The organism is uncultured Clostridium sp. (genome assembly GCF_900547735.1).
GTDB lineage: Bacteria > Bacillota > Clostridia > Lachnospirales > Lachnospiraceae > Otoolea.
Map to the genome: position 1 here is coordinate 1 of NZ_URHZ01000017.1, position 12047 is coordinate 12047.

Here is a 12047-nt window from a genome sequence, read left to right on the forward strand (position 1 = left end):
CTCCCCCGTCCGCCGTCTTACAGAGGCGTCCTCGCATCTCAACTAAATCCTCACAGAATCTCACTGAAAGTCTGGATCCTTGTCCGAATTTGCTCATAGCTCTTATTCAGCGTATCCACCTCAACCGTCAGTGAGGGAAAACCTGCGGCCCGCAGATCCGCCTCAAAGTATGGCTGGTCATATTCCTCCGGATCGCAGAACTTCATCAGGCAGTTGATTACGCCGTCGGCTCCGGCCGTTTTGCACAGGTCTGCCAGCAGCGTGCCGCGCGGTTTGCCGATCTCATGGATCAGGCTGCAGCCGTGCCGTGCGTTCCATTGCAGGGCAAGACGTTTTAGTCCGCCGCCGCCCTTTTCCGGGGTGTCGGTGCGGTACTGGCGCATTTCCTGGGCGAGATCGTCGCCTGCCACCGCGATGTTGTTATCAGACAGAATTTCCAGGAACTCGTCGGGTTCGGCGGAAATGCCGGTGAGGACTACTTTTTTACCGGTGAAACTGCAGGCCGGAAGCTGCTTCAGACCTGCAATTATTTCTTTTACAATGGCCGTATGTTCGCTCTTTTCATAGAAGAAAGCGCTCTTCATAACGGCATGACGGACGACGGGTGTGACGACGTCAAGGTGCTCCAGGGAAACAGCCGCAAATTCACGCATGGTTACGTTGTGTTCATTGTAAATCGCAATGGATTCGCAGAGGGCTTTTTCATTCATCATCTGCCCGGTGATGGTGGAAAGCATGACGAGTACATTTTCATATTCACTGATCAGGTAGTCGGCACTGGCCGGGGAGGTGCGGTTCTGGGGATATACAATGGGAACCATTGGAATGGAGGGAACGCCAAAACGCCAGTTCTGGGTCATGCACCGCAGGGTATCGCAGGCGGCCGGGATGATAACAGCGGACAATCCCTGATAAGCGCCGTTTAACCCCAGTTCCATATTGGCCTGCATAATGGGACAGGCAAATGCGGGCAGGTAGCTCTTTGCCAAAACTAATTCGGCCTGTCCGCCCCAAAGCCCCATGGGGATCATGCCGGATGCGTGAACCAGTTCCTCCGGTGTATAAGGAGGAAAACAGCCCACGACCTTTTTGCCCGAGGCCAGATAATAATCGAGCCGTGCCCGCGGATTTTTACATGCCGCCCGCAGCAGGGAAATAGTTTCAAACAAATTACTCATTGATCAGATCCTCCTTTTTCTGTCTCATTACCTCAACGAGACCCTGAATCCTGGTCTCAAACTGTGCCTCGCTGTAGTTGCGGTAGTCCGCCTGATCGCCGTCGAAGGAGGTGAAGGGGACGCCTGCCTGATTTGACAATTGTCTCTGGACCTCCATCATCTGGCAGTCCATTACTTTACAGCTCCTGTTCACATGGTAAATTGTGCCCTCGCATCCGAAGCGTTTCAACGCCTCCAGACGGCGGGATACCATGGTGGTGGCGTTATCTCCGTTGGTGGAAGCAAAACAGTAAGCGCGGGCCATTCCATCCAGATCTTCATACTCTATTGCCCATGCCTTGCCGTAGCTGGAGGCCACCATATTGATCCCGTACTTCTTAAGCGTTCTTAGGTTGTGGCTCAAGTAGGGCCAGCAGGCGATGCCGTCCCAGGAGATCCGGAACTGTTCCCCGACCGGAAAGGTGGAAGTCCCGTCCTTTATATGCTGCTCTATCTCGGCGTTAAGCTGTTCCAGTATGGCGGTGGAGGATTCTTTTCCGCGGTTGCATACCATGGCCGACATGTAGTTGAACAGCTCAAAGCCGCTTAATGGGGAGGGCCTGCGATCCAGAAGATCATTGGCGCGCTCCCACAGCCTGCTGTTGTTCTGGCTGATTTTCATGATTTTCTGAAAACGTTCTTCATTCCACGATTTTCCGGTAAATTTACACAAATCCCGAATCAGTTGGTCAATTTGGGCCCGGACATAACGCACCCTGGTTTCCGTCACATAGTCATAGGGATTGTAGCAGGTGTCGATAAAAAAGATGGGAATATCCATCTGTCTGGCCAGGTTCTCATACCATTTTGTGAGCTGGTTGCAGATATTGTTGGTCAAAAGCAGGAAATCCGGTTTTACCATTCTGCCGCCGTCGGGCAGTTCAATGCTGCTTTCACCGTTCAATACGGCGGCATAAGCCAGATTGACCTTTGCATAGGCGCAGAGGTCGTTTGAATAACCGAGTGCGCCCTCGCATTCCTGCAGGAAGGGATCCGCCTGGTGTCTGGCCGCTATTCCGGCCGAGTGATTTTCCGGATAGAGGATGTTAAGTCCCAGCGTTTCGGGGATCTCCTGCGGAAAGATGGAAGCGGACCAGCCGACTTTCTCTCCCCTCTCTTTTGCAAGACGGGCATTTTCAAAAAGCGCTGCGGTCTGCTCATTTAACATGAGCATGCTTTTGGGTTTCGGTCTTTTTGGCTTAGGGGCAGGGGCCGTACTTACTGCATCGGCTGTGACTGCACCGGATGTGACTGTATCGGTTTTGTATTCACTCATCATTGTCAGATTCCTTTCATTTCCTGTTTTAGCGGATTTCACCCGCCTGGTACATAGACTGAATTTGTTCTTCCGTATAACCCAGTTCCTTAAGAATGTCGGCCGTATCACAGCCGATCGGGCCTGAGGTCCGGCATGGGATTTCCGCCGGGTTAACGGAGGCAAAGTGGACGGGACTGTTGGTAAAGACGGTTTTTGTTCCGTCGGGATACTCGTGAAAATAGGTATAATGGTTTGCCTGAACCTGAGGATCGTAAGGTACATCTTTAAAGTGATATACAATCTCATGGGGCAGATCGTGGGCATTTAGTAGCTCATGCCAGTAGGAGACCGGCTGTTCCGCAAATTTAGCATCGAGGATTTGGGTCAGTTCCCGTTTGCTCTCCGGGGTATAGTAGGCCTGCTGTGTGGAAAAACGGGGATCTTTCGCCACTTCGGGAAGTCCGACGGTGTCACAAAATTCGGCAAACCTGCGGTAATCCACAATAGCCAGATAAATCCATTCACCGTCCGCGCCCTGGTAGGTATTGCTGCCTGCGTGGCTGCAGTTGTAGCGGTCACGCGGGAACTTCCGGCCGTTAAAGCCGTTCAGAAGTCCGGTGGAAAGAATGAAGGTGCCTGCCTGAAGCAGGGAGACGTCCACTTTTTCACCCTCCCCCGTCACCGTTCTTTTATAAAGGGCTGCGGCGATACCCGCGGAAAGCGCCACCGCGACGCTGTGGTCGCCCAGGCCTGCCACGGTCATAATCGGGGGGCCTCCCGCCGGGGCCAGATCGCCCAGCAGGCCGGTTCTGGCGCAGAATGCCGTATAATCGTAGCCGGGCCGGTATTTTTCGTCTCCCTCACTTCCGTATCCCAGCACCGAGGCGTGAATCAGCTTTGGAAACCGCAGCTTTAACTGTTCATACGTAAGTCCCATTTTTTCCAGGGTGTGGATGCGGTAGTTTGTCAAAAAGACATCGGCCTCCGAAATCAGTTTGATGATGGCGTCCAGCCCCTCTTTGGAACGGAGATTCAACGAAACAAACCGCTTATTTATATTCTGCATGTCGAAATTGGGATTGGCCGTTTCGGTGCAGGGGGACAGGGATGTGCCGTATTGTTCGCGCCATGCATCACCGTTCATGGATTCCACCTTGATCACGTCCGCTCCCCATTCTGCCAGAATGCGCGCCGTCATGGGACCGGCCAGCATGGTGGACAGTTCGATTACTTTTATACCTTCCATTGGTTTCATAGATCAGTTCCTCCTGTAAATCTTTCTTTTTCTGTAATTACCTGCGTATCCGGTATCTGCTATTTTCCTTTAAATACGGCCTCTCTTTTTTCAAGAAAAGCAGCGGTTCCTTCCCGGCGGTCTTCTGTGCTGAACGCTACCGTCTGCGCGATCCGTTCAAACAGAAGACCCGTATTGATGTCGGTATCCATCCCGACGTTAATTGCCATTTTCGCCATGGACACGGCAACAGGCCCTTTTTTCATAATCAGGTGGGCCATTTTAAGGGCGGCGGCCATCAGTTCCTCCCTGGTGTTTTCCGTCACCTGGTTTACCAGGCCCATTTCCTTTGCTTCTTCCGCCGTGAGGATGCGTCCGGTGTAAATTAATTCTTTTGCCCTTCCGACTCCTATCAGTCTGGAAAGGCGCTGCGTCCCCCCGGCTCCCGGAATGATACTCAGCCCGGTCTCGGGCTGGCCGAACCGGGAACGCGCCGTGGCAATCCTGATATCACAGGCCATGGCAAGCTCGCAGCCTCCGCCCAGCGCATAGCCGTTGACGGCGCAGATGACTGGTTTATAAAGGTCTTCCAGCTCTTTGAGAGCTACGGAGGAGGTGCCGGGCAGCATCTTCAGGTAATCGCGGTCGTGGATTTCCTGTATGTCGGCCCCGCTGGCAAGAGCCTTGTCTCCGGCTCCACTTACGATCACCACCTGAACGGAATCATCGATCCGCGCCATTTCCACGGCGGTTCGGATATCTCTCCACATGGCCGGGGTAAGGGCGTTGCGCGCCTCAGGCCGGTTCAGGGTCAGATAGAGAATCCCATCCTCTATTTCATAAAGAATGTTTTCAAAGTTCATAGGTAAGTCTCCTTTCATGCTGGAATGAAAATCAGTGGGGAATTATTTTCTTTCTGCCCTTTTATATAGCAAGAACCATGCCAACAGATAAAAACGACACAGACTGCAGCAGGTCTCCAGTCTGCAAAGGCGCAGGTTTTCCACGGAAAACGGATTGGAAAGTGTTTCAAAAGGAGAATAGGCAGGCAAAAAGAACCGGAAACAGCGAAGAAAATAACTCATGGTCACTGTATAGAAAATAAAAAATACAGCCGTTTTCGGAGAAGGTGGCAGCAGTAAGGATGAGATAAAAAGTGCAATTGTGCACAAGCGTGCAATAAATTCACTTTATATGCACAAAAATTCACTTTCGGTGCACATATATGGCTAATGCTGTGGGAAGAAAACGCAGTTTTACCCCATTATAAAAAAGTATGGAAAATTAGATGATCCATTTTGTGGTAGTAATATCGAAAATAAATATTCGAAATTGATATGAAAACCGCGGCTTTATTGGCATAGAACAGGCAGGCTTTAAGAAATGGCATGGGTGATTTTGTAAAAGTTGGCACGGTTATTGCTCTAATAAAAAGCAGTAGAGATCCTAAAAGGCAAAATATAAAAGGAGGTTCTTCAATATGGAAGAAGTCTATATTGTAAGCGGCGTGCGCACAGCAATCGGAAAATACGGAGGCTCTCTGAAGAGCATTCCGGCCCATACGCTGGCAGCGGCTGTAATCAGAGAAGCCGTCGGACGGTCCGGGGTGGAATTGGAGCGCATTGATGAGGTGATTTTAGGGGAAGTGCGTCAGAGTACGGAGGCGTCCAACATTGCACGCTGCGCGCTTCTGGAGGCAGGCCTTCCGGAATCCGTGCCCGGTTTTACCGTGAACCGTCTGTGTGCATCGGCCATGCAGGCGGTATACAGCGGATGTCAGGAAATATGGCTGGGAGAGGCCGACTGTATCGTGGCGGGAGGAACGGAGAATTTAAGCCGGGCCCCCGTATTTATCCGGAACGGACGCTGGGGGGACGGGCCGATGACGCTCGTCGATTCCAACATAGAGGCCGGAACTACGGCCCAGCCGCTGTCCGTATATGGTTCCGGCCTGAGTATGCCGAAGACGGCGGAAAATGTGGCGGAGCGGTTTGGAATCAGCCGTGACGAACAGGACCGATTCTCGGCAGAGAGCCAGCGCCGGGCGGCGGCCGCCATTGAAGCCGGTTATTTCAAGGAAGAGATTGTTCCGGTGGAGGTGAAGGAGAGAAAGAAGACGTTCCTTTTTGACACGGACGAATTTCCGAAACCGGCCACGACGGCGGAAGTCCTGGCAAAGCTTAAACCGATTGTAAAGCCGGACGGGACCGTTACGGCGGGAAATTCCTGCGGGCTCAATGACGGAGCGGCCTGCCTGGTGCTGATGAGCGGCAGAATGGTAAAAGAGACGGGGGCAAAGCCGATAGCCAGGATAGCCGGAATCATGTCGGCTGCCCTGGACCCGGCCATCATGGGATACGGGCCGGTAAAAGCCACGGAGAAACTGCTGAAAAAGCTGGGAATGACGGTCTCTCAAATTGATTTGGCGGAGCTGAATGAGGCGTTTGCCTCCCAGTCGGTTGCCTGTATCCGAGATTTGGGCCTGAATCCGGAAAAGGTGAATGTAAACGGCGGGGCAATTGCCCTGGGACATCCTCTGGGATGCACGGGAGCGCGCCTGCTTGTCACGCTAGTCCACAATTTAAAACGCACCGGAGGCCGGATTGGCCTTGCAACACTCTGCATCGGAGGCGGCCAGTCCATGGCGGCGGTAGTGGAGATGGTTTAAAGAAAACGCTTTAATGATTATGGAAAATACAGAGTAAACGGAATTCCTGAAAATGGAAATTAATGTGGGGAAGCGTTACTTTATGTGAAAGAGCAAGAGAGGTATAATTATGAATGCAGAAGAAATAAGAACGGTTGCCGTGATTGGCGCCGGGGCGATGGGGCAGCAGATTGCGATGAATACCGCCCTGAACGGCAGAAGCCGCGGTTACAGGGTAATTCTGTGCGACAGCTTTAAGCCGGCGGTGGAGAAAGCCGGAAAGTGGGCGGAGGGTTATCTGGCGGGCCGCGTCCTGAAAGGACGCCTGACACAGGAGGAAGCAGACCGGATCGCGTCAAACTTCACGGTTACGGAGGATGTGGAGGGGGCGGCGGCCGAAGCTGATATTATCATTGAGGCGGTTATTGAGAACCTGGAGGTCAAACGGGAGCTGTTTGGGAAAATCAGCAGGCTCTGTAAGCCGGATACGATTCTGGGCACCAACAGCTCCAATATCGTAAGCTCCAAGCTGGCGGATGTGACGGTGAACCCGGAGCGCCTTTTAAATGTACATTATTTTAACCCGGCTCTTGTCATGCAGTTGGTGGAACTTGTGAAAGGTTCTCATACGTCCACGGAAACCATCGAGACTGCCAGACAGTTTGCACTTAATACGGGAAAAGCGCCCATTGTGATTAACAGAGAAATTGCCGGATTTGTAGCAAACCGCATTAATGCCGCCGTAGTACATGAAGCTCTGTCGCTTCTGGAAAAAGGGGTGGCGTCGGTGGAAGACATTGACACGGCTTGTGAGAAGGGGCTTGGCTATCCCATGGGCCCGTTCCGTCTGATGGATTTAACGGGAATTGATGTGAATTATTATGTGCGGGTAGATCGCTTTGCGGAGAGCCATGATCCGTTCGATGCGCCGAATCCGCTCGTGATTGAGAAATTTGAAAAGGGTGAGTACGGAAGGAAGACCGGCAGGGGCTGGTATGAATATCCGGATACTTCAAAATAACAGTAATAGAATAATTTGGGGTTAAAGTAGCTGACGAAAGAAGGGGGAACAAAAATGACATCAAGTACAATAGCCATTATTATTACTATAATTACAATGATTCTTTTCTTTATCAATAAATTTCCAATGAGTGTGGTAGCCTGTATCAGCACTCTTGCAATGGGTATCCTGATTCCGGAGATGAAACTCTCACAAATCTATTCGGGATTTGGCGGAAGTTCGATTGTGATGGTGGCCGGAATGTGTATTGTCGGCGATGCATTATTTCAGACGGGAATTGCACAGAGAATAGGAGCGAAAATTGCATCGACTCCCATTGCAAAAAATGAGAGAGTATTTATTGTTGCTATCGTTATAATCTGTACGATAATGAGTGCGTTCTTATCCAACTCAGGCTGTATCGCTATGTGGATGCCGATTATTGCATCCATTGCTGCAGGTTCTAAAGGAAAAATCCGCTCTAAGATGGTTATCTTTCCTGCTGGAATTGCCTGTATTATCGGAGGTGCCTGTACTCTGGTGGGTTCGGTTTCACAGGTTACTGCAAATTCCATTTTAATGGGATACGCAGGCTATGAGGAAGGTCTGGGAGTATTTGATATGAGCCGCGTCATGGTTCCGGCGGCGATACTTCAGGTGGTGTTCTGGGCGACCATTGGTTATTCACTGTTAAGATGGGCATTGAAACCCGGCAGTCCGGATTTCGACAAGAATAATTCTTTTGCCAACCCGTCGAATGCTGCGGCCCAAACTATGACGGACATTCCGAGATGGAAGGGAACTCTTTCAGTTGTCGTTCTCATCGGATGTATTGTACTTTTTATCCTCTGCGGTTTTGCTCCGTTCAAAAATTATTTTAATATTGCAAATATTGCTCTTCTTGGTGCAACCATACTTTTTGCAACCGGCTGTGTTCCTGTAAAATCGACATTGGCTGAACTGCCCTGGGATGTATTAATTTGTATTGGCGCAATCACAGGCCTTGGCACGGGACTGGATGCCTCAGGCGGCGGTGCGATTATTGCAAACTTTGTATTAAATATGTTTGGCGGAGAAAGCGCATCGGTGATTGTTCTTACAGTCGTTATTACAGTACTGACCAGTGTGCTTACACTTTTTATGCAGAATGGAAGCGTGGCCGCCATGTTGACCCCAATTTGTATATCCATGGCACTGGCGCTGGGGATTAGTCCCGTTCCTTGGGTAATCGTAATTGCTATTGGAACAAACCTTGCGATTGCCACACCAATCGGAACTGCTGTAAATATGCAGATCCTGCCTGCCGGATATACATTTAAGGACTTTGTTAAAATCGGAGGGCCTCTGTTTGTCCTGCTGGTGGCAGCAGTATCGGTTTTGAGCTGCACAATTCTTTTCTAATTGGGAAAGAATGTGTAAAGTCTGCCGGAATAAAGATACGATAAATGAATAATGCAAAAGAAATTCCAGAGGCAAAGCCGGTTTTCGAAAAAGAGGGCCGGTTCCCCCTCTGGAGTTTTTTTAACAAATAAACTTTACCTTTGTAAAGCGCTAATGCATATAAATGGACGGATTTTGACAAAATGTCACCTATTGGCATAGAATTGTATGAATTTTATCATTTTTATAACATTTAATAGACAAGTCTGAAGTAAATAGTTATAATAGTATACAAATGTGCGGAGAGAAATGAGTTTTGCATGGTTTGATGAATGGAAAAAGCAGGCTTGAACTATAATAAAACAGATAGAATTCAACATTTCATGGGGAGCTGCACATGCTGTACCATCATCGGAGGATTCCGGGAGATGGTAATTTTTTTAACAAATATCAGAAGCTAAGGTGGTGAGGAGATGGTCAAGGACACGATCCAGGCCGTAAAAGAAGCAGAGGAAAAAGCTGCTGAGATGATTGGGAAAGCATCTGAAGAGGGGAAGAATCTGATTGGGAAGGCGAAGGAAGATGCTTCGCAGATGCGCGAATCAGCCCTTAAGGAAGCCAGGGAGAAAGCCGGCAAGGTCCGGGAAAAGCTGGCCGAGGAAGGCGAGCAGTATCTGCAGGAATCAGTTGCGGCGGCCGAAGAGGATATCGCTTCCCTGAAGTACAATGCCGGGAAGAAGACGGAGGAAGTAATTAATAAGGTTATTTCCGAACTTATTTAGCGGCATATTAGCAGAACGTTAGGAGGGATGCGGACATGGCAGTATTGCAGATGCAGAAATTTAGTATCTGTGCACTGAAGAGGGACCGTAAAGAGGTTCTGGAACTTTTGCAGGCTGCCGGCGTGATGGAGATCACTCAGGAAGCAGAAGAAGACAGTGTATTTAAAAAGATGGATACGGCGTCTTCGAGACAGATGTTTGACAGGAATGCCGCCCTTGCGGATCAGGCTCTTGAGATACTTCAGGAATATGTTCCTGAGAAGAGCTCGATGTTTTCCGCGCTGGAGGGAAAAGCTCTGACAGACCGCGGGAAATTCGGCAAAGTTGCGGAGAATGCCCAGACCGTCTTAGAGGACGCCAGGCAGATTCAGGCGCTGAATAAGCAGGTAGCGGAGCAGAAGGCCGGAATAGTCAAACTGGAGACGCAGATAGAGAGCATGAAGCCCTGGCTGGGATTAGACATCCCCTTAAGCTGCCAGGAGACGCGGACTGCTTCGGTTCTGGTTGGAGCGGTTGCGGGCGGAATGACGCTTGACCTGCTCTATCAGGCGGTGGCCGAGAGAGCGCCGGGGATAGAGGCAATGGATATCCAGATAGTGGGATCGGATAAGGATCAGACGTGCATCACGGCCGTCTGCCTGAAACGCGACTCGGAACAGCTTGAGGAAGCGCTCAGGTCGGTGGGATTTGCAAGACCGTCCCAGACGGTTCAGGAGATTCCCGCACAGTACGTCACTGAGCTTCGTGCACAGATTGAACAACTGAATAACGAAATTGAAAATACCGTAAATAAACTGAAAGTGTATGAGGGCAGCAGGGAAAACCTGAAGGTTTTATCCGACTATTACAGGATCAGGGCGCAGAAGTACGAAGTACTTGGACAGCTCGTCCAGTCGGAAAAGACATTTATCGTCACAGGCTACGTTCCCAAGCGAAGCGTGGAAAAGCTGGAAGGAACGCTTACATCGCGTTTTGACCTGTCCTTTGAGGCGGAGGATATCCCGGAGGATGAAGAAGCCCCGGTACTCCTGTCCAACGGCCATTTTGCTTCCGCAGCGGAGGGAATCACGGCCTCCTTTGGCCTTCCGGCAAAAGGGGAGATCGACCCGACGACAATCATGTCGGCCTGTTATGTGTTCCTGTTCGGCCTGATGCTTTCGGATGCGGCGTACGGCCTAATCGTATTTCTGGCCTGCTTCATCGCACTTAAGAAGTTCCCGAGAATGGGAGAGAACCTGCAAAAGTCACTGCGGCTTTTTATGTACTGCGGCCTTTCCACCCTGTTCTGGGGAGTTTTGTTTGGAGGATATTTTGGAGACGCGGTAAATATTGTCAGCAGGACCTTCTTCGGGCATGAAGTTTCGATCCCGGCGCTCTGGTTCGTGCCGCTTAATGATCCGATGAAGATGCTTGTATGTTCCATGGTATTCGGCGTCATCCATCTTTTCCTGGGACTTGGAATCAAGGGATATATGTACCTGAAGAACAAGGACGTCCTCGGCTTCGTATGCGATGTCGTATTCTGGTATATGATGCTTGTCGGCCTCGTTATGATGCTGATTCCGACCGAACTGTTCAGCTCGATCGCACAGATTCAGATCGTATTCCCGCCGGCGGTAAGCATGCTGGCAAAGTGGATGGCTATTCTCGGAGCCGTCGGCATCCTGGTGATGTCGGCCCGGACGACGAAGAATCCGGCGCTCAGACTGGCTCTCGGCGCTTACGATTTGTACAACATATCAGGCTGGCTGTCTGATGTGCTCTCTTATTCAAGACTTTTAGCCCTGGGACTGGCAACCGGCGTTATCGCTTCCGTTGTCAATCAGATGGGCAGCATGTTTGGTTCCGGTCCGATAGGCGCAATCCTGTTTATTGCAGTCTTTTTATTCGGCCATCTGTTCAACCTGGCAATCAACCTGCTGGGTGCATACGTCCACACATGCCGTCTTCAGTATGTGGAGTTTTTCGGTAAATTCTATGAGGGCGGAGGAAAAGAATTCACGCCGTTTAAACAAAATACGAAATATGTAGATATTAAGGAGGATTTATAATATGAGCGGTATTGTTTTTGCATTATTAGGTGTAGCAGTAGCAGTTGGCCTGGCAGGCATGGGTTCTGCCTGGGGCGTAGGCATTGCAGGCCAGGCGGCCGCAGGCGTTGTAACAGAAGATCCGAGTAAATTTGCGAAGGTTCTTGTACTTCAGCTTCTTCCGGGTACGCAGGGTATCTACGGACTGCTGGTTGGTTTCATCACATTATCCAAAATCGGTCTTTTAGGCGGCGGTGTTAACATGGATATGGCAATGACGGAAGGTCTTCTTTACTTTGCGGCCTGCATCCCGATCGGTATCGTAGGACTTATCTCCGCAAGATATCAGGGTGAAACAGCCGCTGCCTCCATCGGCATCGTGGCTAAAAAACCGGAGCAGTTCGGTAAAGCCATGCTGTTCCCGGCCATGGTTGAGACATATGCAATTCTGGCGCTGTTAATCTCCATCCTGGCAGTAAGTGCCCTGTAATACGATAAA

General features: G+C 50.4%; 10 protein-coding genes. 6 read left to right on the forward strand and 4 right to left on the reverse strand.

The features are described from left to right. Window positions 1–50: 50 nt before the first annotated feature. The 4 genes from QZT18_RS07440 to QZT18_RS07455 are packed head-to-tail and all read right to left on the reverse strand — an operon-like array spanning window position 51 to window position 4572. On the reverse strand, window positions 51–1178 hold the full coding sequence (locus tag QZT18_RS07440) for a 2-hydroxyacyl-CoA dehydratase subunit D (protein ID WP_294146161.1): 1128 nt from the start codon (window positions 1176–1178) through the stop codon (window positions 51–53). Beyond that, window positions 1171–2496, reverse strand: a complete 1326-nt coding sequence (locus QZT18_RS07445) for a 2-hydroxyacyl-CoA dehydratase family protein (RefSeq protein WP_366925813.1) — start codon at window positions 2494–2496, stop codon at window positions 1171–1173. Before QZT18_RS07445 ends, QZT18_RS07440 begins: the two co-directional genes overlap by 8 nt. A gap of 25 nt (window positions 2497–2521) precedes the next feature. Beyond that, window positions 2522–3730 carry a CaiB/BaiF CoA-transferase family protein gene (locus QZT18_RS07450; RefSeq protein WP_294146163.1) on the reverse strand — a complete coding sequence of 403 codons (1209 nt, stop codon included), beginning with the start codon at window positions 3728–3730 and terminating at the stop codon, window positions 2522–2524. 59 nt (window positions 3731–3789) lie between these two features. Continuing rightward, complete coding sequence (locus tag QZT18_RS07455) at window positions 3790–4572, reverse strand: enoyl-CoA hydratase/isomerase family protein (protein WP_294146165.1); 783 nt, start codon at window positions 4570–4572, stop codon at window positions 3790–3792. 617 nt (window positions 4573–5189) lie between these two features. On the opposite strand from QZT18_RS07455, the gene QZT18_RS07460 reads away from it, so the two are divergent. The 6 genes from QZT18_RS07460 to QZT18_RS07485 all read left to right on the forward strand — a co-directional run bounded on the left by QZT18_RS07460 (window position 5190) and on the right by QZT18_RS07485 (window position 12038). Next, a complete protein-coding gene (locus QZT18_RS07460) occupies window positions 5190–6377 on the forward strand; it encodes a thiolase family protein (protein WP_294146167.1) in 1188 nt (395 codons plus the stop codon). Window positions 6378–6486: 109 nt separating this feature from the next. Continuing rightward, window positions 6487–7377, forward strand: a complete 891-nt coding sequence (locus tag QZT18_RS07465) for a 3-hydroxyacyl-CoA dehydrogenase family protein (RefSeq protein ID WP_294146169.1) — start codon at window positions 6487–6489, stop codon at window positions 7375–7377. A gap of 54 nt (window positions 7378–7431) precedes the next feature. After that, window positions 7432–8757 carry an SLC13 family permease gene (locus QZT18_RS07470; protein ID WP_294146171.1) on the forward strand — a complete coding sequence of 442 codons (1326 nt, stop codon included), beginning with the start codon at window positions 7432–7434 and terminating at the stop codon, window positions 8755–8757. A 452-nt stretch (window positions 8758–9209) separates the two neighbouring features. Next, window positions 9210–9518: a hypothetical protein gene (locus tag QZT18_RS07475; protein WP_294146173.1), complete on the forward strand. Its 309-nt coding sequence runs from the start codon at window positions 9210–9212 to the stop codon at window positions 9516–9518. A 35-nt stretch (window positions 9519–9553) separates the two neighbouring features. Then, the gene (locus tag QZT18_RS07480) at window positions 9554–11569 is read left to right on the forward strand and encodes a V-type ATP synthase subunit I (RefSeq protein ID WP_294146175.1); all 2016 of its coding nucleotides are present in this window, start codon (window positions 9554–9556) and stop codon (window positions 11567–11569) included. Next, window positions 11562–12038, forward strand: a complete 477-nt coding sequence (locus QZT18_RS07485; RefSeq protein ID WP_341466990.1) for a V-type ATP synthase subunit K — start codon at window positions 11562–11564, stop codon at window positions 12036–12038. Before QZT18_RS07480 ends, QZT18_RS07485 begins: the two co-directional genes overlap by 8 nt. The last annotated feature ends 9 nt before the right edge of the window (window positions 12039–12047 follow it).